Below are 26,806 nucleotides of genomic sequence, written 5' to 3' on the forward strand. Positions count from 1 at the left end.
GAAATGGCATTCCCCATTTGAATTCATTTGGAAAGTATAACAAAAATGAAAAATCGTTTTTTGCTGCGGTCTGCGCCGATATGCGCGGCTGCATTCATCTCGCCTCCCCTTATCGCCCAGCCTGTCCCAGAATCGCGAAACTCATCGTCGACCGAGCAATCCTGGACACCGTCCAATACCATCGTGGTTACTGGGAGCCGTGAAAATTACGCGGTTGATGTCGCCAGTGTCACACGCACCCCTGTCCCGCTCATAGAAGTGCCGCAATCCATTCAGGTATTGACTGACACGTTGATCAAGGAACAGGAACTCAACACACTGGACGAGGCGTTGCGCAATGTCTCGGGCATCATTCCATCGCTATCCTCGGAACTGGTGCTGGCCAACCCGATCATCCGCGGTTTTGAGGCGGAGCTGTTTACCGATGGCCTTATCGGTTACGCAGACACGGCAGTGGCAGACCCGGCGAGCCTGATCGCGGTTGAACGTATCGAGGTTGCCAAAGGAGCGACATCCGCACTGTTCGGTGGCGGTACCGGCGCGCCGGTGGGCGGACTAATCAACATTGTCAGCAAAACCGCTGAGCCAGGCACTAAATTTTCTGTACGCGGCCGTGCTGGCAGCTTTGACACATGGCAATTAGGCGGTGACGCCAATCTGCAGCTTGATGATAATCTGTCGGTGCGTTTGATCGCGGAATATCAAGACGCCGAAGATGCTATTGATGCTGTTGAGATCGAACGGTTCTACATAAACGGCTCTATACGCGCCGTACTGCCAACTGAGACAGATATCATCGCCCGGTTTACCCACAGCCGGGTAGAGCAACTTGAATATGTCGGGTTGCCGGCGTCCGTGGTCCATCTCCCCGATATTGATCCGTTCCGCTTTTCCGGGGCTACCAACGCGCCAAAGACCGTTGTTGAAAATCTCAGCGCCGATTTCTCCCTTTCTCAACCACTGAGCAACAATCTTACCTTTGATTTTAGAGCCCGGCGCTACGAAAATGATTATCGGGAATTTGCTACAACCATCTTCGCTTCCTTTTTCCCCGGTACTGGTAGCGAATTTCCAATCATCAGTGCGCAATTGCCGGCAAAGGTTGACGAATGGACACTGGATGCCAGTGTAACCGCGATTTTTGATACTGGTCCGGTGAATCATACCCTGCTTATCGGAGCGCAATATGACGCAACCGATTACGAAGCCGCATCGGGTTTTAATCTTGTTCCACTCGGCATTCTGGATTTTGCTGATCCAGACAGCGGTCTTGATTTTGGTGCTATACCCCCGCTCGACACGTTTGTAGCCAATGATTACCGGACAACGGCTTTCTATGTGCAGGACCAGATATCGCTCTTCGATCGCCTGCATATTCTGGCCAGTATACGATTTTCGGAACTGACTCTGCGTGAACCTATCGGCGGCAATGGCAACCGGGAAACCTATAGGGAATGGGACCCTCGCATTGGCGCGACCTTTGATATTATCGACGGATTGGCAGTATTTGCTGGCTATGCGGAGGGCGCACGGCTTTCGATTTTCTTCAACAATCCGAAGACTGTGCCGAAACCGGAAAGGGCACGCAATTATGAAGCCGGGATCAAGCTAGGGCTGGCGGATATTGGTTTGAGCGGAACGCTGGCATGGTTTGATTCAAACCGGTCCAACGTGCCGACCCCGGATCCGACTACTTTTTTCTCGTCCATTCAAACCGGCGAACAACGCAGCGAAGGCATTGAGCTAGACCTGATCTGGGAACCCAATAGCAACTGGTCCTTCCTCGCCACCTATGCCTATACCGATGCCCGAGTGACATTTGATACCGTCATCCCATCGGGAGACGAACTGCCGCGTGTCCCGAAACATGCTGGGCGGTTTGCTGCACGTTACCGGTTTGCCGACGGCGCCGTGGATGGGTTGGCAATCGGCGCCGGGCTGACAGCAGCGAGCAGTGCTGAACTGACTTTGCCAAACAGTGCGCGCAGCGACAGCTATGTCGTGTTTGATGCTCAGGCGAGCTATGATTTGGGACCCGCACGATTGGGGCTGCGGATCGATAATATTTTCAATGAGCAATATTTCCTTCCCTATCAATATCTCGCCCAATCGGTGGTGCGTCCCGGTAACCCGCGCTCTGCTTATGTCACTCTCAATTTCGATTTCTAAGCAATTACAGATTTATTCAGGAGACAAATCATGACCCTCGACAGACGTTCTCTACTTCTCGGTGCTGGTTCAGCATTGTTTGCAGCGCCCTTTTTGGCAATCGCACAGGCTGCTGCGCAAATCGCTAAAGGCGATATCTCACCAGCACTGGCGGCCGCGCAAAAGGAAACCGAGGCTGCGCATTTCGACTTGATGAAAATCGAAGGCATAAAGATGCATGGTAATGAAAAGGTGGCGATGCTGCTTTATCCAGGCTTTACGGCGCTAGATCTAGTCGGGCCGCATTTCTTCTTTGCCTGTATGATGGGAGCCAAAGTTGATTTGGTGACCACGCAGGATAGTCTTGCACCGGTTGCTTCCGATTTGCAGTTGGCTATCGAACCCACGGCAAAGCTGGAAGATATTGAGGGGCCATTGGACATCATGTTCGTGCCCGGCGGGACAACGGGCACCGCGAAGGTGATGGCGGATCAGCCATCTGTAGACTGGATTGCGAAACAAGCCGAAACTGCTCGTTATATTACTAGCGTTTGCACTGGATCGATGATTTTGGGCAAAGCTGGCCTGCTCAATGGAAAGCGAGCGACCTCACATTGGGGTGCTCATGCTGTTCTGCCTGATTTCGGGGCCATTCCGGTCGACAAACGGGTGGTGGTCGATGGTAATATTATTACCGGTGCCGGTGTTTCTGCTGGACTGGACTTTGGGCTGTCGATTGTCGCCGCCTTGCGCGGTAAGAAATACGCTGAAGCCCTGCGCCTCCAAGCGGAATATGCTCCGGAACCGCCAGTTGATGGCGGGACGCTAGCGACAACTGACCCAGCCGTTGCAGATGCAATGAATGGCATGTTTGCATCCACTCGCGAGCAATTTCGTCAGTTGGCCATCTAAGACGTATTTACCGGATCGATACAGGAATGGGGAACCTGTATCGGTTCCCGCTCGCATTCGACCTGTATAGCGAAAGGCTTTAATATCGCTCGCCAAATTGATTGCGTTCGGCGATAGATGCCCCATGTGTATCGTCGCTTTTGCTTGGCAGTCCCATCCGCGTTGGAAGCTTGTTGCCATTGGCAATCGCGATGAGATGCATGCTCGACCAGCACAGCCGCTGGCCCGCTGGGATACTCCGACCCATTTACTTGCTGGGCGTGACACCAAAGCAGGCGGAACCTGGCTGGGCGTCTCTGAACAGGGGCGCCTTGCGATCGTAACCAATTTGAGCGGCTATGGCACGCCAGATAGCGAGAAACACTCTCGCGGAGACCTTTTGAAAAGCTTTCTGTCTGGTGAAGGGCCTTTGGCAGATCTTTCGGCTCGCCAATTCGCAGATTTTAATCCGTTCAATCTGATTACAGTAGAAGGCGACAAAGCCATCGTCCATTCTAACCGCCCCAAACCGGTCAGCAGTGTTTTGGCAAGTGGAACATATGGCCTTTCCAATGGCCCGCTGCAAAGGCCGTGGCCAAAATCCAGCGCCCTCAAAAATTCCCTAACAGCTTGGATGAAGGATGATTCAGAACATCCTGAACATTTGCTAGATGCCTTGATGGATCAGACCGCACACTTCCCAGAAGTGGGAAGAGAGACCTATACGGAAGAAAACCTCGCACTCTATCCGCAATATTCACCAATATTCATCCGCAATCCCGCTTACGGAACGCGTTGCAGCACCGTGGTCGCGATTGACCATGATGGAAATGGAACAATTATCGAAAGGCGCTATGCTCCATCGGGCACAGCAACCGGGCAAACCGCTCTTTCCTTCTCCTGGCCATTTTGACGTTGCAGTTCAGAGCATATGAGCCGCAGCTTCATCTCGATGCTTTTTGAGATATTTCATAAATGGTGTGCCGCCAGTTCCGACATCTGATGTGTTGCCAGCACCGCCCTTTGACTGTTTGTTGATATAGCTCGCTGCATATTCGAGATGCCGCGTTCGAAACCGCGTCAAATTATTGACGCAGTCATTGTAAAGCGCTTTCAGGTTCGCTGAGTCGGTCGCCTGGACATAGGGTCGCAAGACGCTGTTCGCGCGAATATCATCTATATATTTGCGATGTTCGGGCGGGCGATAAATATGCAACTCATCCAGATAGGTGCGCAGCGGATCGCCGGCATGATCAACACCCAGAAAGGCATCCATTGATGGCACAATCGACGATTGCGACCCCGTTTGCCCCCGAAAAACCTGCGGCTTCCCGGCGGTTTCTTCCACACCTTCGTATATCAGCCCGTCGGACAGCGCCGGATTGTCTTTCCAGCCGTGAATCCAGGGCCGGACACGATGAAAATAAATATAGGGGTCACAGCGTTCTGGCATGCGATCAAAAATGTCGTTCATATCATCCCACACTGCGGTCATAGCGGTTAAGCCGGCTTCTATCGTGGTGTTATCGTGATCCCGGCACGCTTGAACAAGCGTCGGAATGGAGGCAAGCATTTCGCCTGCTCGGGCTTCGATCGCAACATGGATGAGCACGAACCACGCTTCATCCTGCCCACCCAGAAATGGCTGTAACATGTGTATATTGGAGAGATCTATCGGACCAGCTTGATCAATCCGGGCCCAATTGTCGAGCACATAGCATGAATAGGTTAGCAAGGGCGGCTGTCCAATCGATTGGCCCAATTGCCAGATGGGCACCGCAAGGCATTGGGGGAGATGCTTGGGCGGCTCCGGCTCTCCCCATATATAGGCCTGCACCAGAAATGAATAATGTACCATCGCAACACGCCGCTGGCTCAGACTGGATGAGGCGCAAAAATCGGTAAGATCCAACCGCGGTAGACGCTCGATATGATGCCGAATCGCCCCAGTAGGAATTGTCTTCGGCAGCGCCATCGCCGCTTCGCGGACGACTTCGAGATCTTGGGGTAGTTGAACATTTTCGGGATCAAAAGACGAGAGGAAACCGCGCTCTTTGGAAATATCATATTCATTAAGGTGAAAGGCCGTCACATCATGTTCCTTGCGATAATCAATTGGAAACACAATAATACAGCAAATGGAGCACAAGGTGCTTGCCTATTGACGTCATTACAAACATTATACGCAATATATGATCGAAATAGACGCCATAAGCCGTAATATATTGCATGCACTCGAACATGACGGGCGCTTGAGCAATATCGACCTTGCCGCCAGGGTCGGACTGTCACCATCAGCCTGCCTTCGGCGCGTGCAAGACATGGAACGCAAAGGCTTAATCCAAGGCTATCGGGCCATTCTCGATCCGGCCGTTCGCGGTGCGGCCATTACTATTTTCGTCATGGTCGGACTGTCGGAACATCTCAAAAAAGATGCTCAGGCTTTTGAACAGGCGGTTGCGCGAGCGCCCGAGGTCCGCGAATGCCACAATATTACAGGTTCCGTCGAATATCTGCTACGTGTGGAAGTCGCTGACCTCTCGGCCTATAAAGCCTTTCATGCGGATGTGCTGGGCACCCTATCGCAAGTTGGCAGTATTACCTCCCACATATGCTTGGGTTCACCCACAGACAAACGGGCATGATCCGCTTTAGCTTCAGGCGCGCTGATAATGCTCGCGATGATCCTGCAAATGCGTAACCCTGAGTCCCGGCATACCGGCACGCTCAATCGCTTGTTGCCAGGAGATGAATTCCTCGAGCGACAAACTGTAACGATCACAAGCTTCATCTGTAGTCAGCATACCACCATTGACGGCAGCAACGACTTCTGCTTTTCGGCGGACAACCCATCTTGTGGTCGATCGATGGGGCAAATCATCCCTCGTCATCGCTTCGCCTAAAGGGCCGATTACTATGGCTGGTCTTGGACGTTGATTCTCGCTCATATCTATCTCTTCCTTTGCGTTTGCCCCGCAGGAGAAAAATAGCGTCAGGGGGATAAATCAAAGTCGAACAGATAAGGTTAACGGATCTGTCTTTATTGAAATGGATATTAAACATCAGAAAGAAATATTGGATTTATTGGAATATGGTGTCGGAAAATAATCACTATTCACGTAATATTGTATAAGTCGCATCCACGAGCGATTGTCCTCGATCATTCAACAATAATCCCATCCCCATCTGGTTCATGGTGTAACTGAAGGCAAGGCCATATTCGGGGTCGGCAAAGCCGATCGAACCACCAGCGCCCACATGCCCAAAGGCTGCGTCGCCAAGAATGGCAGACATTTGATCGCCCGATGGATGGGCCCGATTGTCCATGGACTTCATGAAGCCTGATGCAAAGCGGGTCGGCGCAAGCAGCGTCGCATCAACCTGAGTCGCCGTTGAAACCCGCGCCATATGCGCCAGCCGCTCCGATGATACCAACTTAACCCCATTGTGAGATCCGCCAAGCGCCAACGGCTCATACATCGCTACCTGGCCGCGCGCATTGGACAGCCCGCCTGCTCCACCAATTTCTGCTTTGTGGGCTACGGGGTCGTTTTGGTTCCAGCCGCCACTATTCAGAAAAGAAAGCGCTTGAATTGATTGCGGATCGGTGAGCAGTTTTTTGGTGAATGGGCTCATCGTTACTTTTGGGTCCGGTGTTGCCAGGATTATCGGCGCGATTGGATGCGTTATATGATCAGGCAATCCAATCCAGAAATCTGAACCCAATGGCCCCGCTACCTCGTCCTGAAAAAACTGACCCAATGATTTACCAGATACACGCCGAACCAACTCGCCAACCGTCCAACCAAAGCTGACCATGTGATAGCCGTTGCGCGTTCCCGGCTCCCAAAAGGCTTCTTCATCTTCCAACCGCTTGATCATATAGTCCCAGTCGAGATAGCCACCTGGCTTGACTGGGTCGCGTAGCGCGGGGACAGCACTTTCATGATTAAGCATCATCTGGACGGTGGTTGTCTCTTTACCGTTTTTGGCAAATTCCGGCCAATAGTCAGAAACCAGCGCATGCAATTTCAGCAAGCCGCGATCCACCAATATATGCGCGCATAGAGCGGTAGCCGCCTTGGTACATGAAAAAACGATCGAGATTGTATCCCGTTCCCATGGTGTGTTGGTCGCCGGATCTGCAATACCGCCCCAAAGGTCGACAACTGTCTCGCCGTTGACACTCACACAAACCGATGCACCGACTTCGCCACGTTCGGCAAAGTTGCGAGCAAACTCATCCTTTATACGCTGAAATTTTGCAGAGGTCGTACCGTCGATATTTGCCGTCATGCCAATGATGCCCCGATCGCTATTACTATTCGACGGCTTGGCTCATTTGATCAGGTTTTACAACAGGCCCTTATTATGGACGGCACGATCAGGCTGCAGCGCCTAAACCATGTCATTGTCGACAACTTCTTCTCGATCATAGCCGTCAACCTGAAGCAGCCCCTCCATCACCGCGCACGCAACCATATGGGTACGGTTTTTTGCGCGAAGTTTGAGGCGTACATTTTCAACATGACGATCAACCGTGCGTGGAGCGATATCAATGTGCTGCGCCACTTCTTTTGTTGATAGCCCCTGGGCAATAAACTCCAGTATCTCATGCTCTCTCAGCGTGAGCACGGGACCGCTGGCCAAACTCTTTTGCTGTAACATCACGAGGATCACTTTCTATAATGTCAGACAAGCTGCAAAGCTTGCTAACCCACAAATGCCCCCATTTGTTCAAGTCATTCAGCCACCAACAGCCATAGCGCAAAGCACAGGCCGTAGTCGCAATATGATGCGGTCCCAAAAACCGACTAAACTGATTGTTGGTGGTTCCCTCCCCAACAAATCATCGCATAACATTATCGCTGTAACATTACTCTTTAGCGATGGATAATCTTCTACTCTCATAGCATAGAAATTGGATAGGATAAAAACGTCCATGCCAACTGTTTGAATTTACAGTAGTTTACATATTCGCAGGATTCCATAGGTAAAATCCCCTAGTAAAATATAGCAGGGAGAATCGCTTGGCGTTCGAAACAGGCGAATCGCTGGATAGACCGTATCTGCCCTCTTGCCGTACATAATCCCCACAAAACAACAAATGGTCGCATCTGAGGCCGCGCCTATATTCTCGGAATATCGACGCGGAATGAACGAAAAAGGGTCGTGCTGAGGGTCTAGAGGAGACAGCACGGATGCAATCGCTATTAACCGCCCCCGCGATGATGCAGGGGCTTCATTCAAATTTGCGCTCGACCACCTTACGGTTTCGTGCAGGCCAACTAATATTTGACGAAGGACAAAAAGCCAGCCGCTGGTATGAAGTCGTTCAGGGCACCGTTCGCACCTGCCGATTTCATATGGATGGCCACCGGCATCTGACCGGTTTTTTCTTCAGCGGTGACGTGTTCGGCGCCGACCATGGTACCTATGGCACGGCAGCAGAGGCGGTCACGGATGTGGTTGTGCGCTGTTACCGGGTCGGAGATATCACGCAGGATTCAACGCCAAAGCCACAGCTGGATGAGGCCGTTTCGATATTGTTTCGCGCAATGTCGACCGCGCAGCGCTATCTGTTCATCATGGGTCACCGGACTGCCACAGAAAAACTGGCGGCCTTTTTGCTCTGTCTGAAACAGCAGGCCAATGATGATCCCAATATCTTTGTCCCAATGTCGCGGAGTGATATTGCTGATTTCCTGGGCCTCACGGTCCATACCGTCAGCAGGACATTTTCCGATTTAGCGCGCCGCGGCCTGATTCAGGTCAATGGCCGAGACTCTGTCATCATCACCAACAATGCCGGACTATGCCGCCTCGCTGGCGAGTATCAGGACAGCCTCGCGGCTGATCCAGAAGCCGACATTCATCCCACAGCAGAGCTTTGCCTCGGCGAACTATCCGCTGCCTAGAAATTTGCATGCGCAAGCATGCCTGGAGAAGACCCATGACCATTCATCGTTTAACCCCCATTACCGCCATCATCACCCTTCCTGTCGCTGCATTTTACGGAGGGTCGGCAATGGCCGCCCCCACTGACGATGCTGATACCGACCATATCAGTCCAGCGCCCCGGCTAACCGCTGCCGAAGCAGAAGCGGAAACGGCCCGGATTCTAGCCCGATTGAAAGCCGTCCAGTCGCCAGTCGCGCAACAGAAGGAGAAACCGGCAAAACAACCGACCGCGCTGACTGTTGTTCCCATCGAACAATCATCGATCAAACAGCTGCAAATAGAGCAACCAGCAGCGAAGCAACCTCCCGCCAAAAAACTAGCACCAAAAGTCACGGCTCAAGACACGACCAATATCACCGCCGCTTTGCAGGCAATCCAATCCGAACTTTCGGACCAGAAAAAACTGATCGCCAGTCAGAGTGCTTTGATCCAGTCGCAAAATGACAAGATCCAGCAGCTGGAGCTGCACAACCAACTGGTGCGTGCCGCCACCCCCGTTGAACCCCCCTTTGCCCTATCGCAGATGCGCGGCGCCGGTATTCAGCGCAGCCAGGTCGAGACGGCCGCTGTGCAAATTGGCACCACCCCTGATGACGAACTGACCATGCCGGAGGGACCGGTTGGCGAAGCGCCACCGGAAGCCAATAATATCGAACAGAAGGTTGAAGCCGTACCGGAAGGGCAAGGCGTGCTCACACCGCAGGGTCAGTTTGTGCTTGATCCGTCCATAGAATATACGCGATCATCGACCAATCGGCTGGTTTTCCGTGGCATTGAGTTGATCCCCGGCATCCAGATTGGCGCGATTGAAGCCAGCGATGCCGATCGGGATACCATTATCGGAACATTCGCGATGCGCTATGGTCTGACCAATCGGCTAGAAATTGAGGGCCGCGTTCCCCTGCTCTACCGCAAAGACCGGATTCAGGTCGTTCAACAGCGCGATGAACAGATTACCCGCGAAATCGGTTTGGAAGAAACCGGCATTGGTGACGCGGAAATATCGCTGCGCTATCAGCTCAACCGGCCCAAACCGCAGAATCCGATCTGGGTCGCTGGCCTACGTGTCAAAACCGATACCGGCACCAGTCCCTATGAGATCCCGTTTGACGAATTCGGTGTTGCCACGGGCCTCGCCACCGGTTCCGGATTTTGGGGCGTGCAGCCCAGCCTCAGCTTCCTGCTGCCCTCTGATCCGGTCGTCATCTATGGTGGGACGGGCTATTTGTGGAATATCGAACGCAATATTGACAAAGTGATCGGCGATGTGTTTGTCGGAAAGGTCGATCCCGGCGACGCGATTAACGCCAGCGTCGGCTTTGGCTTTGCGCTCAATCCGCGCTTTTCCTTTTCGCTCGGCTATCGCCATAATTATATTTTCTCGACCAAGACCCAGCTGGGTGACACGCTTCAGGAAAGCAATGACATTCAGGTCGGATCACTGAACTTCGGCATGTCCTATCGCCTGAGTGAAAAGCAATCGATGAACCTCGGCTTCCAATTTGGCGTGACCGAGGACGCACCGGATGTCAGTATCGTCGCCAGAATCCCGTTCCGCTTCTAAATCGTAAGATATCAAACCAAAGGGGTGAAGTTCACAAAGTGCACACACCCCTTTGCCATTTCTGTCAGGCGCGAACGGAGGGCAAAGTTCACACAATTCACAGTCCGCTAGAATATCGGTTTTACTGTTCAAAGATGGGAAACAGCCCAGAAAATCATAGCATTAGACCAACCATGTAGGAAAGCATTGTCCCGACTAAGAAGCGACCGTCTAACCGCTCGCCGCGCCGTTGTTTGGATCATTCGACAGAAACTGCCGGACATGGGCAACAAACAGTTCCGAGCTATGTTCCCGCCCCAACAAAAGATGATTATCGGTCGGCAGCGTGACAAATTCTGCCCCGCTGATCTGGCTGGCTAACTCAGCCCCCTTGGCCACGGGAACGCGTTGATCGCCGCGCGCATGCATTACCAAAGTCGGGCATTTTATCGCACTCAGTCTATCGCGCACATCTATGTCTGCGAAGATCTCCAAAAACCGGGCCGCGTTGGTCGGCGAAACCGTTTTTCTCTGGAACTCGTCAAAGGCCACACGTTCTGCTTCGGTTGCACCGGGAATCAGTGCCCGGGAAAACAGATTCCGATAGCTTGAATCATCCCGTCCCCAACCGTTTGCGACCAGAGTGATCAGCGCCTCTCGCTCTGCTTTCGATTCAGCACTCTCTTCATCCACGCGCCAGCCGGCGGCATATCCGCCCCACAATATGAGATGACTGACACGATCGGGATTGCGAGCGGCATATTCAATCGCAACGGCGGCGCCTTGTGATATGCCCAGCAGGGGAAATCGCTCCACACGGCTCTGTTCAACCACGCTTTCGAGATCGGTGACGAATGCATCAAAGCTAAGATTTTCCACTTCCCAATCAGACATCCCGTTGCCCCGCTCATCATAGCGAACAAGGCAATGATCGCGCGCCAGTTCCTGAAACAAAGGCGACCAGACTTCGCTGTCCCAATCCAGTTCTAAATGGTTGAGCCAATTGGCCGCTTTCAGCAAAGGCGGCCCAGCTCCAATCCGGGCCCAAGCGATGCGTGTGCCATCTTTCGCGCCTGCAAAGCCGATTTGTTGCCGCGCAAGATGCAGCTGACTCGGCTTATCCAGGGGAGATCCGCTCCGTGCGCCCAAGTCCGGCAAAAGCCGCCCGCGCAATGTCTCGGCTTCCTCTCGCATCGCCGACAGCCAGGCCTGATACTGTGCATGATCCGGCAAATCGAGTCCGGCCAATAGCGGCTGATCAAGAACTGCCCGCGTTTCCGAAAATTCTTGCCCATTCAGCGCCTCATCACGCAGGGCGCGTTCCGTTAGGTTCGAATAGTCGACCTTTACCGCAACTGGCTCGAACCGAACCCATTCCCGGTCGGCCACAATCCGCTCCGCCTCGGAATCATTCAACAGTCTCCGCAATTTCCAGATTGCAGACCGCAGCGCGCCTCTGGGATCATCCGGCCCCTCCCAGAACAGATCACATAGTCGCTCACGATGTTGCGGCTTACCGGTCAGCAAAAGAAAGGCCAGCATCGCCCGCGTCTTGCGAGATGCCGGTAATTTCAAAGCATGGTCGTCGCGGCGCACCGACAAACCGCCGAGCACACCAATTTCCAATTCATTCATAGCTACTTCACTCACTAGCCCCGCGAGTAATCTGGCTTTTTCTGCCCGCCATTAGTCTGAGCCGCTCCCTGCAGCGACCCGATAATTTTAATGCCATCGAGCGAAAAAACAACGGAAATGAAATGCCCATGAACATGCTCCCTAACACGCAAGGACAGCAAAGGAGTGCCGCTTTTGGAAAGCAGTTTCAACCCCCCGATGAATAGAAGGAATCGATAATGTTACCCCACCCAAACATGGTCAGACGACGACGAAGGCAAGGATCACTTGTCGGCTGCGCCGTCCTCGCAACAATGACGCTCGTGACAGCCATTATTGCGATCATGCCATCTACTGCATCCGCAAAAAGCCGGGAATATACCAGCCAATTAGTGCGCTATGATGATCTGAATCTAGCTCACTCAAAAGATGTCACCAAGCTGCATCGCAGGGTCGACCGGGCAGCGAAAAGCCTATGTTCGCTGCCCGGCATCGCTGCCGAAATTTTGAGACGCGATATCAACGATTGTGTCGATCAGACGAGAGCAGAGGCTCTGCAAAATCTTGAACTAAAGATTTCAATGTTGACCGCGGATACCCCGCCGAAAAACTGAGTTTATTTTATCACACGACCCACACGACCCGATGACTACCGCAAGAGAGGACATCCTCAGTGTTTTCTCTTGCCAACCGGGGGTGCACGAAAGTGCATCCCCATCGTCAAAACAAGTTCAATTCTGCCGCATTTTACCGCGCAGATTTTCCGAAAAGGTAATCCTTATGATGGGACAGTCACTCGCTTTGATCAACGATCCGATACTCACGAACAGAGAGATAGAAATATTGGAATATGTAACGCTCGGACTATCCGCCAAGGAAGTCGCTCGCCATGTCGATATCTCCCCGCGCACCGTTGATCGGCACGTTGAAAGTGCCAGGCTGAAACTGCGCGCGAGAAACCGAACCCATATGGTCGCTTGTGCGGTCAAGGCAGGGTTATTGAAGGTGAACGAAAGCGGAGTTCGAGGAATATTCAAGCTGAATTCCGAAACCGGATAGTTTCACTTACCTGGCACTCGGTCGCATTTTTTTAGAATAATCACTCAATTTGATAGGGCTTTTTCTCATATTATTCCCTCAAGGGTATATTTCTTGACCTTTTCGTTAGTTGAGTAAGCAAGCAACTCAGTTCAGTCTCTTCCTACAACAATGCTGGAGAAACCAGCAGGCAACGGAAGTTCGTCACAAAAGTGATGAACAGGATTGGGAGAGAATTATGAACTTGCTCGCAAAACGTCATGAAACAGGTGCTGCCACAAAATCTGTAAAAGGAATTTTGATGGGAACGGCGGCGACCTTAGCTATCTCATGCTTCGCAACACCGGCCGTCGCACAGGATGCGGAAGAAGTGGACGACAGCAATATCATAACCGTGACGGCACGAAAGCAGACAGAGACACTCCAGGAAGTGCCGGTTACGGTCACCGCCATTGGCGGCGACACGCTCGACAAATTTCAAGTCAATGAAGTGGCGGACGTTGTTAGCCGGGTTCCGGCGCTAAACGTCCAAGTTGGCGGCTCTGGAGCGGGCGGCCAGATCAGCCTGCGCGGCGTCGGTACGACAAATATCTCAGCTGCGTTCGACTCTGCTGTCGCCTTTGATTTTGATGGTGTGCAAGTCAGCACAATGCGTTTGGTTCAAGCATCCTTTTTCGATGTTGAGCAAATTGACGTTCTCAAAGGCCCGCAATCCTTGTTCTTTGGCAAGAGTGCGACAGCAGGGGTTTTCTCCGTTCGGTCAGCCAACCCGACGCCCGATTGGGAAGTTGGGGTAAAGGTTTCTCAGGAATTTGAGGAAAATGGAACGACGATAGGCGGTCATATATCAGGCCCGCTGAATGATACGCTTGGCATCAGGGTTGCTGGCCAATTTCAGAATATCGAAAAATATGTCGAGCTGGAGGCTGGCACCCCTTCAGTATTCTTGAACACAGGCAAAGGGTTGGAGAACATTGTTGGTCGCGTTACTTTGCAATGGGATCCGGCAGACAATTTTTCTGCAAACCTAAAGCTCAACTATAATCGCAACGAAGGCGATAGCTTGCTGGGGCATTCCGATATTGATTGCGGTGCAAACGGTGTCGCGGACCCGGTATTTTTTGCATTAACCGGCACATTCTTTGAATCAAACTCTTCATGCGACATCCAAGATGGTCTCTATCCGCACCCCGACGGCAATCCCGATTTGCTTGTAATTGCGCCCGGAACGACTGGCGCGGATCGTTATGTTGGCCAATCCTATAATGAAACCGAAACATTCTTTGCCCGGTTGGCGATGGACTTGGACATTTCAGATACTCTCACATTGTCGACGGTAAGCGGCTATCTGGATCTCAAAAATGAGCATCTTGATCATTTCAGCTATGTCGGCGTTCGAGCCGATGGTCTACCCGGCGGTGCCCCTGCCCCATTCTCCGATGCTTTAGAACAATTTACGCAAGAGATAAGACTGGCCAGCGACTTTGATGGCATGTTCAACTTTGTCGTCGGCGGCTTTTGGGAGAGCAGGAAACAGCCCTTAGAGACGTCCCAAAACGCGTTTCTGGGTGCCTTCCTCTTTCCTGATTCCCGCGGAATTACCTATGATTGGGTGGCGCAGCGGACGACGAAAAGTGAAGCGCTGTCCTTCTTTGCTAGCGGAACGTTGGATATAACCGATCAGTTGGAACTGTCTGGCGGCGTGCGCTGGACGGATGAGCAGAAGACGCACAGATCGAATTTCCCGTTTGTGCACAATGCGCTGTCGTTCTTGAACCCGATCGTCGGCGGACTGGGACTGGTTGTTCCGGAAGGCTTTAACACTGGCCCGATTAAGTTTTCTGACAGCAATATTTCACCGGAAGTCACCCTGAAATATCAGGCAACACCTGATCTCAATTTCTACGCATCCTATAAAACCGGCTTTAAATCCGGTGGGATAGACAATAGCATCTTGCCTACCGCTTCCGTGCAATTGGTCGTTCCCGGCTTTGCTGAAATGTTCCCGGCCCTCTTCCCAGACCCTGAAGCGGCGCGAGAGGCGGCCCTCAGTTCAATTGTTTATGATTCTGAGACCGCTAAAGGCGGCGAAGTTGGTATGAAGGCAATATTGGGTGGGGGCGCATTACGGGTAAACACCTCGTTCTACTATTTCGTATTTGACGACTTGCAGGTTCAGAATTTTGACGGCGCCAATACGCGTTTCCTGACAGTCAATGCGGGTGAGCTGACCACCCAAGGCTTTGATGTCGATTGGGCTTGGCGGACGCCGCTGGAGGGACTGAACCTCTCTGGTGCTTTTGGTTATACCGATGCCAAATTTACCGATACTTTCCTTGCAGACCCAGGACCCGATGGTGTTGGCGGCAATGCCGATGATATTGATATCGATGGCCGCCGCGCAGCGCGAGCCCCAAAATGGTCGGGCAACATCGCCTTCGATTGGACCATTCCCGTGGGCGACGCGCTGGAATTTGGCCTCAACGGCAACGCCGCATACAGCGGTTCCTATTTTGCCGGAAACAACAATTTTGCTGATTTTGTGCAGGATGAATATGTTTCCCTTGATGCGTCCGTCTCGGTTGGTGATCCGGACGGCAAATGGAAACTCTCTCTTGTCGGGGTAAACCTGACCGACGAAATCTGGGCTAATACCGTCGGCGATCGGCCATTTCTGGATGCTGGTAACGTACTCGGGCGAGCCACCGGTGGAGGCGATGACCGGGTGGTCACGCAAAACCGCGGCCGTCAGGTGTTCGTCGAAGCCGCCTTCAGATTCTGATCAACTCTCTTGTTGATCAGAATCTGACCGGAATGCCCCATGGTCGGGAGCCATCAAAAAAAGCACCACAAACCTCCTGTCCGGTTCGTGGTGCTTTCAGTTTCAGACCAGCCGGATTGGCAACCAGTCCGTCCCTCCCCCTTCAATTTCCAAGGGCTCCAATGCCAGCTTGGCCGGCTATGTTATCCAGCGCGCTTCCGATGCGGTCCATCATCAGGTCGCTGTTAAAACTCTCATAGCCAGAGAGGGTGAGTGTGGCGTCCACTTCCTGAACGGCTTCAAAGCCGTTAGCCGTGTTGATCAGCATGTTTTGGACACCATTGGCGGTCTCATGAACAATTGCGGTTTGACCGTTGTTGAGCAGATAGACCGGCGTATTGCCAACCTTCATGCGGATATTGCCATTGGATAAGACACCATTTTCCAGCGCAGACACATCAACCGGGCTTAGTCCGGCAGCGGCCGTCTGAGTCGTATGCGCGCCGTCGTCGTTCAAGTTCAGCACCGTCTGCAGCAGCAGTTCGCCATTGACATAGGTGCGGATATCGGCACCGAAATTGACGCCTAGCCCATTTACAACGAACCCACCGCGCAACTTGTCCAGATCTTCGTCTGGAACAAGTGCGGGCAGACCAACCGCCGCCACGGGGTTAGCTTTGGCGGTTTGGGGCATTAGCATCGCAGTAGAGGACGCGATGCAGGCGACCGTGGCGAAAAATTTTTGTCTATAGTTCATGGCTCTTACTCTCATCTGACAGTACCAACCCGCACGTCGAGCAATAGCTCCGGCGAGATCTGGTACAGGGGGGGAAGGTGGTTTGTTAAATTACCGATAGCCGCAGTCGCAGAAACCTGATCAGTGGGCGCGGTAGACCAGCGGTTCCAATCACCATCAAGATTATATTTTGGCAGGCTTTTTATCGGGCCGCCGACAATCGCGAGAGCGACGCCGTTCCAGTATTTCTCAAAGTCTTTGGTCGAATATTTGTTGATGCCCAGAACGGAATCACCGACCAACACCTGATCCTCTGTCTGGCCTTTGACCACAACAAAATGTTTGAAGCCATCAAGATCGAGCAGCACGATGACCGGCCTTTTAACCTGGGAAAGCTGATCTGGCGTCAGTTTGAAACCTTCGGCACGATAGCCGATGGACTCCAGATAGTTGCGCATGTCGAGCATTGAAAAGCCGACCTTTTTTATAGCCTCTTTATCACCCAATTCCCACATCGATCTGAACGGTGTCCGTTCATTGGTGGGGCGGTCATAATGATAAGTCAGCAAGGTCGCCACAGCTGCGGAACCGCAGCTGAAATCATAGCGCTGGCGAATAACCGAACGGAACGGAATATCCCACCATGTCATCACGCCGATTGAATAGTCCCCGCCAATTGATTCCCGGGCCAGACGGACCTCGGCATTGGCCAAGGCACCGCAAAACAGCGACATCCCGGTTACAGCCAGCAGTCCGCCCTTCAAGATGGTTTTCAAGCTATTCTTGAAGGGCGGAAAGGCTGGGAATAGGCCATATTTGATGGGGGGAGTGAGGGTCATGGCCTATACCTTACCTAGTCGGTAATATTGATTGTCACGCCCAGGCCCGCCTGGAGTGCCGACTGTGCGCCGGTGTTGATCACAATATTACCAAGACCGTTAAAGCTGGACAGGGAATTGTCCGACAAGTTGACATCGCCGGCGGTATAGTCGCCGCCTATCGTGTTGCCGGTATTGTCCGAGTTAAAGGTTTGTTCGTTGATCGCAATTTGTGTACCACCGCGCAGCTCGTCGAGCTCGTCCATCGACATTAGCGGGGATACAGATTGCTGCTCGATTGTCGCGGGTGCCTGAGGCGCAGTTTCCTGATCCGCGACTTGCGCGCTTGCATGGGTTGCGGCCATTGCCAAGGGAGCTATCGCAAGAAGCCAATAGTGCTTTTTCATCGTTTTTCTCCCGGTTGGGGGTTTGGGGGATGGAGGGGCCGGTTCCATCGGCTGAAACCGGCCCGCCCTTCATCAAGTCAACAAGTGGCGATTAATCGCCGCCACCGCCGCCTGCTGCTGCTTCACCAGCACCATCACCGAAGTTGATGCTGCCTTGTGCTGCAATGTTCGTTGCAGACTGCGCGTTGGAGTACACGCCAGTGTTCCAAGACTGGTTGGCGATACCAGCGAAGGCCGAAAAAGCGCTTCCGCTGTTATAGTTGTCACCGCTATTGTAGCCTACAGGTGCAGGGGTACCGTCTTCACCGTCGAGATCGACCATTTCGTCGAATTCATAAGCGGTGTTGGTTGCGGTCAGCGTTTGCACAGCAATAACAAGATCGTTGTTGTTGTTATTGTTGCTGTTGATGTCATTGGCCGTAAACGTGTTCGTTGTGCTGGCGTCTGCTGCCAGATATACATCGAGCAGGTCATTGACCACAACGGCACCGTTGTTGGTGTCTGTGACATCGTTATTCTGGTTTTGCTGAGCCATGGCAGGGGCGCCAACGGCCAAAGCAACTACTGCAGCTGATGCCGCCATTACTTTAGTCATTTTCATTGGTATTCTCCTTAGGGTCTAAGGCATCTCATCTTTCCCTGAACAAACAAGGAAGGGGGTAAAGAGGCCCTGTTATTTTGCCGCTTCATGCGACAACCCTTTGTTAGGCCGATTCGCTTTTTCGCTTGTTGCGATTTGGCAATTGGCGGGAGAATTTTGGTTTTTTGGCTTAAATCCGGCCGTTTTTGTCAAAGAAATAGTGCAGATCGTCCCATGAACCCGTGCTCATGGGGTGCAAAAATGAGTCGGGCGGCAAGCTTAACTGCCGCCCGACTAGGGTCATTGAGAATTTAAGCCCGGCGTCAGCCAAAGCCAATTTGCTTAAAAGCCGACACGCAGGGATAGGCGAACACCGATCGAGACATGATCTCGCAACTGTTCCTCTGCACTCACTTCGCCCGCTACGAGCAGATTGCGAGATCCGCTTACAAGCCGAAAGCCCGCCAGCCAACCATCCGTTCGGGTATCAGGGGACAATGTAAACGCATCGCCATCCTTGAACCTGGCAGTGGTGTTGCCAAGCTCGCCGCCAATGATCTGGCGGTAGCCGCCTTCTACCTCTGCGCGGAACCAAATCCCATCGGGATCCGTGTCACCGAAGTTCAAGGCTGCTGCCAATGTCGTATTCAAAGCCAGCTCGTCGCTGTCGCGATCCTCGACGATCAAGTTGAACGCATCACCGCCTTCGGTTTCAGTATAGCCTTCTTCTTTCAGGTTATAATAATCGACAGAGACGGAGGGGCGTAGAGACACCCGTCCAATGTCCATTTCATAGGCTAGGCCGCCGGCAAGGCTGTACAAATCGCCGGACCAGTCCGCGACAGCAAATCGCGGTGCTGGCTGTTCATCGCCTTCGACTTTCGTTTCGAACCGGCGCTGTGAATCAAATTCGACCTTTGCGTAGGAGCCTCTGGCAAAGGCGCGCAAACCGCCCCACCGTGCCCGCCAATAAGCAGCAAATTCATATTGGTTGCTATCCACTTCGTTCGCAGCGTCATCATCGCTATCGTTGCTGTTCAAATAGCCCAGAGAAATACCAAAATTACCGATACCGCCTGCCTCGACTTCAATGCCCGCGGTCGTACCAAGACCGGTAATGTCATAGCTGTCGGTTTGTCCACGATCCTTGGAAACGCCCCAAACGGTTTGTTGCAACCAAAAGCCCCAGCCGCCCTGATCGCTATAAGGCGCAACCGGGTCGGTCAGGAAACGGGCCGTGGAGCGTGACCCCTGACTAAGGGTCGCAAATACGCCGCCCGCATGGTCTGGTAGCATTTGTTGGATAGTTTCGTCAAAAACCTCAGCTGTGGTTGCTCCCAGGAAACCGGACGCAACCATTTCATCATTGTCGAGTACCTTGAATATTGCGTCATAAGCGCTCGCCTGCGACCGCGTGAGATTCAACTCGGTCGCCGTCTTGCGTTTTATATCCACCCAGACCGCACCCTCGGCATCATCACCTGACACGCTACTCTTGAACATGTAAGCCGCAACGACTCCGTCGGATGCCAGGTTTTCACTGCCGGTCAGGGTATCGGCATCGACGATCTGATAGCGTCCCTCTGACTCGCTCACGCTGACCAGATCGATTTCCAATTTAGTGCCTTCATCAAAATTGGCCGTATCAGCGACCCGGAATTGCGTGAAATTTCCGGAACGGCCATCAATGGTAACCCCAAGCGTACCTTCATCGGTAACATTGAGCGATGTGACATCGATGCCAGTAGCATTGGTGACGATCAATGTGCCGCCATTGACATTGATTGCTGCGCCTGCCGTACCTGCAAACGCACCGCGAAACGAAGCGCCCTCCGACACGGTCAGGCGATCAGCGCCGCCGCCAAAATCCAGCCGTCCGGCGACACTGCCTCCAGCAATATCGAATATGTCGTTACCGGAGCCAAAACGGACTTCGCCAGCAATGACCGGTGCGGCAGCGTTCTCGCGCGCAAATTGCCGGACGGTCGCTCCACCATCATTCTCGGATAGATCGATCGCGATGGCTTTGCCAACGCCGCCATTTTCGCTGACTGCCTGGATAGTACCGCTATTCTCAACAGAACTCAGTGTGCCGGACCGATCGATAATTGCGCCCGCCGACCCGTCTTTGGCCGCGTCCGCACTAATTGTTCGTTTGTTGACAATAGAATCGAGCGAACCATTTTCGTCCACCACAATAGCGTAGACGGCTGAACTAGCCGCATCACCGCCGCTTGCGCTGATCTCGCCGTTATTGGAGATTGATGGTACCGTGGTGCGATTGCCAACGCGGATGGCCGTTGCGTCATCATCAGCCGATTTCGCATCGACGGTCCCGTTGATCAGGATACCGCCTTCAATTTCCGTTGCGCCGCCAAGACCACCGATCAACAGGGCGTTGCCGGCGACACCGTCATAGACACCGCTGCCTCGGATTGATCCGTTGATCACAATCCCGTTACCATCTGCTGCATCACCGGCAACCGCACCGATGGTTACGGTATCGCTGGTTGAACCGATCTGTACGGCCGGCGCTTCGCCAAGAGAGGTAACAGCCGCGCTGCCTTCCTCGTCATCATCAATACCATCACCATCTTCATCATCTTCATCCGGATCATTGTTGGCGGGTCGGATATCGAATATTATACCGCCAGCAATATCGTCCGATATCGACAGCGCCGGACCACCTTGCAGCAAGTCATCCGCGTCCAGATTGGAAACGTCCCCAGGGCGGGTGGTGATGCGATAGCCGGTTGTGCTGATTCTGCTCTGTATCAACAGCGCGCCCCCTACCGGGCCAGTGATCGCGACGCCAACCGCATCATCGCCGCGTGCTGTGACGGAACCACGGACCGTTACATTCCCGGACACGGCGCCTGTACGTATCCCGACGCTGTCATTGCCCGTAACCGTTATGGTACCGCTTTGATTAAGCGATCCGGTGAGTGGGCCTTCCAGCGATATCGCGGTGCTGTCATTGCCTTCAATGGTGATCGTACTGCTATTGACCACCGAACCCGTGAACGCGCCAAGGGTTCGGATGCCAAAACGATCTCGGCCCTGCGCAAAAGGGCCATCGAGATCACCATCGTCGTCAGCATCCTCCGGCGTAAAGTCTTCATCCATGATGATCGAACCACTGTTGGTAATAGTGCCAGAGCGCCCCGCTTCCGCGACAATACCGCTGGCGCCGTTGGATCCGGTAATCTGGATTGTGCCTTGATTGTTGACATCATGATCGCTGTTAATCGTGACAGCGGTACCGCTGGTTGGCTTGATTGAACCCTGATTGGTAATCCGGATATCATCATTGTCTGTGCCGGTCGCAATTGGTGTCGTGCGTGCTGTGCTGATCTCTGTGTCAGCATGGGCCGGACCAGCGGCAATCAACATTATGGGGGTAAGGCTAGTACAGGCGAGAAGTAGACGCATGGGGGTTCCTTGTCTGAAAATCTAACTTTGATATTCGACAAGACGTCACCGATCGGAGCTAACCGTAAGGCGGAATTAAACTCACCACATGATTGGCAGCTATTGGTCTGTAATATTTGGCTTTTAACAGAGACGATTTGGATCGATTAGAATTTGGCGTCGAAACCAATTCTGATGGTGCGCGGACGCAAAGGCGTAATCTGATCGCCAAACGGCAGTGTGAAGGGTGATCCCAAAGCAAAACGATTACCGGTTGCATTGAAAATATTCGATGCCTCCAGCCAGATCGACCGCCGACCGAAATCAACGCTCGCCGACAGGCCGGTATCGATGAAATCGCCTTGCTTCACGTCCAATATCGAACCGATACCTAATCGAGATTCCCCTGTATAGCGTCCCCAGGCGGATAATGAGAGATCGATATCATCGGATAAGGCGCTGGTATAGCCGATAGCTAACCGCCCTGAAAAATCTGACACATTGGGCAGATTATCACTTTGAACGACCACTGCCCCTTCCGGTAGATCTTGCGTAAATTCCGCCTCTGGATCGCTGACAACAATTGTCTCCGCAGGTTCCGTCAAGCGGCTATCGGACCAGATGGCGCTCGCCTCAATCGACAAGCCAGGTAGCGGCCGCCAGTTCATTGACCCATCAATTGTCCATATCCGACCACGGCCAATATTCAATGTGCCCGGAAGGCCGTCACTGCCAATCAGATCAGCTTGAATGTCATCCCATTTGGTATGCGCAACAGAGATACCGGCATCAAAGCCGGTCTCGCCGCCGCTGCTATAGACAAATCCCGCCTCGATTGCGGCAACTTTATCATTGCGGAAACGCTCAACCCGATCGTCACGCACGGCAATGCCAGCAGCGCGAAAACCTTCCTGATAGCGCACATGGCCAGTCAAGCTATCCGCAAACTGGTACTGGACTCCGACCGAAGGTAGAAAGTCGGTCTGGCTCCGTTTTCCGCCCGTTTCGGATACAATTCTAGCAAAAGTCGGTGAATCGAGTGCCTTACCGTCTAACCACACATGACTGATCCGCCCACCGACATTGACCATTAGACTGTTTAACAAGGGCCAGGTAATCTCACCAAAAGCAGTCGCTTCACTGGTTTCATTTTCAATTCCCGCGATGCCGTTCATGAAGAAATCACTCTCGACTGATCGCCTGATGCGATAGCGATTGTTCACTAAGCTAGTGCCCAAAAACCAGCTGCCGCCATTATCTAGCGAACGGGACAATCGCGTTTCCGATGTGAGCAGACGAATTTCACCGCGCTGGCGAAACAAGCCCGGCTGTTCTGGGAAAAACGGTTCAAAGGCAGGCAGCGTCAAGTCGAATGTTTCGGAGACTTTCTGATCAACAATATTAACTGCCGTCGTCAGTTCCATGTCATTCCAATGTTTACGAACGACCAGTTGCCCGAGAGCAAAGCGATTGCGATAGGGTTGCGCAAACGGCGTAGCTCGATCGAGCTTGTCACCTTCGCGGTCAGCATATTGACCATCACGTCCGTCAATTTCCTGTCCGGCTACCATGACATCGACTGACCATCCAGCGCCGGGATCAGCGCGGAACATGAACCGGCCGCCGATAGTCTCCATCTGGTTGACGTCTTTCAGGTCGCGCCGCCGGTCGTCAATATAACCGCCCTGGCGACCGCCGTAGATTGACGTGCGAATACCGATTGTCCCATCGACCAAGGGGATATTGAACGTGGCGTTGGCATCTACCGACGGGTCGCCATCTTGCGTGGCTGCCAACGCAAACGAAGCCTTGCCACTCAATTCATCAAGCTGAACCGCATTCGGTACTAGTCTTATAACACCGCCCAATGTACCGGCGCCAAATCGCGTGCCCTGCGGCCCCTGATAGACTTCAATGGTGCTAAGATCGATCAGCCTTAAATCCGGATCCGGCGCATTATAATTGAGCCGCGCTTCGCCAAGATATTGACCCGAAACCGCTTGATTTGGTCCGTTGAAACTGGAATCCGCTATGCCGCGAATGAACAAGCGATTGCGGCCGGGGCCCAATTGTGTCGAGCTGAGATTCGGTAACGTCTCCAAAAGCGCATCCGTGCCGCGAATTTCCGCTGACGGACCAATTTCATCCAGCGACAGAGAAAGCCGACTGCCTGCAGCGTCGGATTCAATGGTGTGCCGCACAAGCTGACCCGTTACCACAATATCAGGATGGATGACGGGTGGCGGTGACGGCGGCAAAGACCGGGCCGCAGCATAGGTTCGTCTACTAACGGTTCGCTTGGAGCGCTTGGGCATGGCAATAATCCGCCAGTGACGGGCATCCACCCGCTGCGGTTTTGCACTGCTGCCAGCAAGCAAACGGGTTAGCGCCTGATAAGAGGTCATCCGCCCCTTAACGCCAGGTACACGGCGCGCACCCATGCGCGGATCCGCCAATCCGATGCTAATCCCTGCCTGTTCCCCAAGCGCAAAAATCGCAGAGTCGAGACGACCTGCGGCAATATTTACTTCAACCTGACTATCGGCATGAGCAGGTGCAGCTATAACCACTCCCAATACAGCGGCCGCTATACTGCTATGGTACCGCATCATCCCCGATCAAGATCCATCCCTTTCCTTGTTTTTTTGCTTGCACACCAAGCACCGCTGCAATTGGTCCGATATTTTGGGCATCGCCATCGCTGATCTGAATCACACCACTAAATGGCCGAGCTGCTATATCGGGGGACACTGCGATATCGGCACCAAGATTCCGGCCCAGCGCCTCGGCAACTTGGCCCAGTGTTTCACCGGCGAAACTCAAACGCCCGGTGCGCCATGCCCCAACCTGTTCAATGGCAATATTCGAGACGGTCACGCGGTTCTTCGACGCTGGTCGATAGAGGCGTTTTCCGGCAGGCAGACTCACATTCTCACGGTCCGGATTATAGATGACCAATCCCTCTGAAACCGTGACATCAAGTGTACGAGCATTGCTGATGACATTAAACTCTGTACCAGCATCGATGAGGCGAACATCGGCGGTATCTACGATGAAAGGTTTTTCATCATCATGGACCACGGTGAACAACGCCTCTCCCTGTTCCAGTCGCGCATAACGTGGTTTTTGGTGGTCCAGTGCAATTTTTGTATTGCCGTTTAGAGAGATTTTGCTGCCATCTGAAAGCGCCACAATTTCACGCTGACCGGGGGCAGTGATGATATCATAAGGCTGCGGCATCTGCGTCCACAATCCAGCGCTGACAGCAACCACTAATGATGCAGCTATCGCCCCAAACATTACCCGCCGACGGTTTGTTTGCACACCCGGTGATATAAACTCATCATTTGCAGGCACTGGCAAGGGCGTCCCGTTTTCTTGGTCGTTTTCGCCATTTTCTGTCAGATCAATATATTGGTCTTCTGTGCTCAGCACATGCTCATAGGCCAGATTATGCCGATCATCTGCTTCCAGCCACAGGGTAAAATCCTCCCAATCGGCGAAATCAACCGCACGGGTTCGTATTGCCCAAGCGATTGCCTGGTCCTGGATATTATCGTGTTTATCAGCCATCATATATGTCCTGAAATAAAGACGTCGCCAGTGCCCGGATCCCGCATATTGTCTTATTCGCGATCACGCATCTTCCCCATCTCGCCAAGCCGCCAGCGCCCGATAGGCTTTTTGCAAGTCTTTCTCGACTGCGCTCAGACTGATCCCCATTTCTTCAGCAATCTGGCGTTGACCGATACCATCAACGCGGAATCGACGAAAAATAGCGAACACACGTTGTCCCTCCTTGCCGATCCTCTCCTCGACCGCAGCAAGCCGTTGATTGGCAATCAAAGTACGGTCAGGCAGCGGCAAATCAGAGGCCTCTCCGGTTCCCCTATTAATGTCGCTCCAGTCATTGTCTCGCTGCCGCGCACGCTCGTCCTTGCGATAGCGATCATGCATCGCATTGTTGGCGGCGCGATATAGATAAGGCACCGGGCTGAGGATATTGCTGTCATCAACATCGGACAGCTTCAGCCAAAGATCCTGCAAAATATCATCCGCATTGTCGCCAGCACCGCGCGCGCGCAAAAACCGCACAAGTGCATCACGCTGCGCAAGGAAAACGGTCTGGAGTTTCTGATGCTTCATGGGGTGAAGAATCTTTGCATTCGGGGGACGGCGGGCCTTAATGAACGGAGAGATGTCATTCTGCAAGCCCTGATACGTGCGAAATCAGCTTGTAGCATAACCTATTTTGCAACTGAATCATCGTAGAATTTTACACATAGATACAATGACTTTTACCTGTCTGAAAAAAAGTCTGAAAAACTTTTGCGGGTTTCGGGAAGTGATGACGTCTCAATTATCGGACCCATCCCGAACCCTGCGGGTCCTAATTTTCCGAATCTTTCCCCGAAGATCGGAACTCCGGGGGAAGATTGAGATTGATCTTCCCCCGGATCTTTTCGGATTTACATTTTTTGGAGCAAGCACATTGAAGCGTTTGGGATTTTTGATGCTGCCAGCCATGCTCGCGGGTTGCGCCTCTTCAACTTCGGGCGAAAGCTTAGCCAGCAAACGAGAGATGATTTTTGTGCCTCCTGTGGACATTTACGAGACGACAAATTGTATTTCTCTCAATCAGGTCCGCTCCACCAAAGTCATTGATCGCATCGGAATTGCGTATGAGATGCCGAACCGCAAAATATGGCTAAATCGGCCCAAATGGGGGGCTGCGACCCTCGATGAAGATCTGGTCATGGTCACACAAAATGGCAGCAACAGACTTTGTTCTGGAGATATCGTCCGCTTTCTTGATAGTTCTCCTGTCGGATATCGCGGTGCCGTAGCGCTAGGGCCATTTATTAGCTATTCGGAGAGCCAATAAACGCCTATCCTTT

At 52.8% G+C, this 26,806-nt stretch carries 23 protein-coding genes; 10 read left to right on the forward strand and 13 right to left on the reverse strand.

Translation table 11 applies throughout. The features are described 5' to 3' along the window. Positions 1–45 precede the first annotated feature (45 nt). The 3 genes from ABJM21_RS13695 (at position 46) to ABJM21_RS13705 (ending at position 3,952) form a co-directional block, all read left to right on the forward strand. Positions 46–2,169, forward strand: coding sequence for a TonB-dependent siderophore receptor (locus tag ABJM21_RS13695; protein WP_348300558.1), 2,124 nt, complete (start codon positions 46–48; stop codon positions 2,167–2,169). A 30-nt stretch (positions 2,170–2,199) separates the two neighbouring features. Next, a complete protein-coding gene (locus tag ABJM21_RS13700) occupies positions 2,200–3,060 on the forward strand; it encodes a DJ-1/PfpI family protein (RefSeq protein WP_348300559.1) in 861 nt (286 codons plus the stop codon). A gap of 124 nt (positions 3,061–3,184) precedes the next feature. Beyond that, positions 3,185–3,952, forward strand: a complete 768-nt coding sequence (locus tag ABJM21_RS13705; protein WP_348300560.1) for an NRDE family protein — start codon at positions 3,185–3,187, stop codon at positions 3,950–3,952. A 9-nt stretch (positions 3,953–3,961) separates the two neighbouring features. On the opposite strand, the gene ABJM21_RS13710 is transcribed toward ABJM21_RS13705, so the two are convergent. After that, positions 3,962–5,131: an indoleamine 2,3-dioxygenase gene (locus tag ABJM21_RS13710; RefSeq protein ID WP_348300561.1), complete on the reverse strand. Its 1,170-nt coding sequence runs from the start codon at positions 5,129–5,131 to the stop codon at positions 3,962–3,964. A 100-nt stretch (positions 5,132–5,231) separates the two neighbouring features. Here ABJM21_RS13710 and ABJM21_RS13715 point away from each other — a divergent pair, with 100 nt between their 5' ends. Continuing rightward, on the forward strand, positions 5,232–5,684 hold the full coding sequence (locus tag ABJM21_RS13715) for an Lrp/AsnC family transcriptional regulator (protein ID WP_348300562.1): 453 nt from the start codon (positions 5,232–5,234) through the stop codon (positions 5,682–5,684). Positions 5,685–5,696: 12 nt separating this feature from the next. Here ABJM21_RS13715 and ABJM21_RS13720 read toward each other — a convergent pair whose 3' ends face one another. The 3 genes from ABJM21_RS13720 to ABJM21_RS13730 form a co-directional block, all read right to left on the reverse strand. Then, positions 5,697–5,987: a DUF1153 domain-containing protein gene (locus tag ABJM21_RS13720; protein ID WP_348300563.1), complete on the reverse strand. Its 291-nt coding sequence runs from the start codon at positions 5,985–5,987 to the stop codon at positions 5,697–5,699. Positions 5,988–6,150: 163 nt separating this feature from the next. Continuing rightward, complete coding sequence (locus ABJM21_RS13725; protein WP_348300564.1) at positions 6,151–7,335, reverse strand: serine hydrolase domain-containing protein; 1,185 nt, start codon at positions 7,333–7,335, stop codon at positions 6,151–6,153. A gap of 102 nt (positions 7,336–7,437) precedes the next feature. Next, entirely contained in the window at positions 7,438–7,707 is a 270-nt protein-coding gene (locus ABJM21_RS13730) for a helix-turn-helix transcriptional regulator (protein ID WP_348382164.1), read from the reverse strand. A 533-nt stretch (positions 7,708–8,240) separates the two neighbouring features. On the opposite strand from ABJM21_RS13730, the gene ABJM21_RS13735 reads away from it, so the two are divergent. Together ABJM21_RS13735 and ABJM21_RS13740 are read left to right on the forward strand one after the other, a co-directional pair. Further along, positions 8,241–8,957 carry a helix-turn-helix domain-containing protein gene (locus ABJM21_RS13735; RefSeq protein ID WP_348300566.1) on the forward strand — a complete coding sequence of 239 codons (717 nt, stop codon included), beginning with the start codon at positions 8,241–8,243 and terminating at the stop codon, positions 8,955–8,957. Between the two features lie 35 nt (positions 8,958–8,992). Further along, positions 8,993–10,564, forward strand: coding sequence for a transporter (locus ABJM21_RS13740; protein WP_348300567.1), 1,572 nt, complete (start codon positions 8,993–8,995; stop codon positions 10,562–10,564). Between the two features lie 210 nt (positions 10,565–10,774). On the opposite strand, the gene ABJM21_RS13745 is transcribed toward ABJM21_RS13740, so the two are convergent. After that, positions 10,775–12,178 carry an alpha/beta fold hydrolase gene (locus ABJM21_RS13745; protein WP_348300568.1) on the reverse strand — a complete coding sequence of 468 codons (1,404 nt, stop codon included), beginning with the start codon at positions 12,176–12,178 and terminating at the stop codon, positions 10,775–10,777. Between the two features lie 218 nt (positions 12,179–12,396). Here ABJM21_RS13745 and ABJM21_RS13750 point away from each other — a divergent pair, with 218 nt between their 5' ends. From ABJM21_RS13750 to ABJM21_RS13760, 3 genes are all read left to right on the forward strand, one after another. Further along, positions 12,397–12,771 (forward strand): UrcA family protein, encoded by a 375-nt coding sequence (locus ABJM21_RS13750; RefSeq protein ID WP_348300569.1) that lies wholly within the window; start codon positions 12,397–12,399, stop codon positions 12,769–12,771. Between the two features lie 166 nt (positions 12,772–12,937). Then, positions 12,938–13,216, forward strand: coding sequence for a helix-turn-helix transcriptional regulator (locus ABJM21_RS13755; protein WP_348300570.1), 279 nt, complete (start codon positions 12,938–12,940; stop codon positions 13,214–13,216). A 217-nt stretch (positions 13,217–13,433) separates the two neighbouring features. Further along, positions 13,434–15,977, forward strand: a complete 2,544-nt coding sequence (locus tag ABJM21_RS13760; protein WP_348300571.1) for a TonB-dependent receptor — start codon at positions 13,434–13,436, stop codon at positions 15,975–15,977. Positions 15,978–16,119: 142 nt separating this feature from the next. On the opposite strand, the gene ABJM21_RS13765 is transcribed toward ABJM21_RS13760, so the two are convergent. From ABJM21_RS13765 to ABJM21_RS13800, 8 genes are all read right to left on the reverse strand, one after another. Then, positions 16,120–16,713, reverse strand: a complete 594-nt coding sequence (locus ABJM21_RS13765) for a hypothetical protein (protein WP_348300572.1) — start codon at positions 16,711–16,713, stop codon at positions 16,120–16,122. An 11-nt stretch (positions 16,714–16,724) separates the two neighbouring features. Further along, positions 16,725–17,531 carry a C39 family peptidase gene (locus tag ABJM21_RS13770; protein WP_348300573.1) on the reverse strand — a complete coding sequence of 269 codons (807 nt, stop codon included), beginning with the start codon at positions 17,529–17,531 and terminating at the stop codon, positions 16,725–16,727. A 14-nt stretch (positions 17,532–17,545) separates the two neighbouring features. Beyond that, positions 17,546–17,917: a hypothetical protein gene (locus tag ABJM21_RS13775; RefSeq protein ID WP_348300574.1), complete on the reverse strand. Its 372-nt coding sequence runs from the start codon at positions 17,915–17,917 to the stop codon at positions 17,546–17,548. Positions 17,918–18,008: 91 nt separating this feature from the next. Continuing rightward, the gene (locus ABJM21_RS13780) at positions 18,009–18,518 is read right to left on the reverse strand and encodes a hypothetical protein (RefSeq protein ID WP_348300575.1); all 510 of its coding nucleotides are present in this window, start codon (positions 18,516–18,518) and stop codon (positions 18,009–18,011) included. 321 nt (positions 18,519–18,839) lie between these two features. After that, positions 18,840–21,929, reverse strand: a complete 3,090-nt coding sequence (locus ABJM21_RS13785; protein ID WP_348300576.1) for an autotransporter domain-containing protein — start codon at positions 21,927–21,929, stop codon at positions 18,840–18,842. A gap of 146 nt (positions 21,930–22,075) precedes the next feature. Then, positions 22,076–24,520 (reverse strand): TonB-dependent receptor, encoded by a 2,445-nt coding sequence (locus ABJM21_RS13790; protein WP_348377264.1) that lies wholly within the window; start codon positions 24,518–24,520, stop codon positions 22,076–22,078. Next, positions 24,504–25,481, reverse strand: a complete 978-nt coding sequence (locus ABJM21_RS13795) for a FecR domain-containing protein (RefSeq protein WP_348300577.1) — start codon at positions 25,479–25,481, stop codon at positions 24,504–24,506. The genes ABJM21_RS13790 and ABJM21_RS13795 overlap by 17 nt, the downstream gene beginning before the upstream one ends. A gap of 63 nt (positions 25,482–25,544) precedes the next feature. Continuing rightward, on the reverse strand, positions 25,545–26,054 hold the full coding sequence (locus ABJM21_RS13800; protein ID WP_348300578.1) for an RNA polymerase sigma factor: 510 nt from the start codon (positions 26,052–26,054) through the stop codon (positions 25,545–25,547). A gap of 436 nt (positions 26,055–26,490) precedes the next feature. Between ABJM21_RS13800 and ABJM21_RS13805 the strand changes: the two genes are divergently transcribed. After that, positions 26,491–26,793, forward strand: coding sequence for a hypothetical protein (locus ABJM21_RS13805; protein WP_348300579.1), 303 nt, complete (start codon positions 26,491–26,493; stop codon positions 26,791–26,793). Positions 26,794–26,806 lie beyond the last annotated feature (13 nt).

Origin of the sequence: Parasphingorhabdus sp., assembly GCF_039977335.1 — a bacterium.
In the GTDB taxonomy this organism is placed as follows: domain Bacteria; phylum Pseudomonadota; class Alphaproteobacteria; order Sphingomonadales; family Sphingomonadaceae; genus Parasphingorhabdus.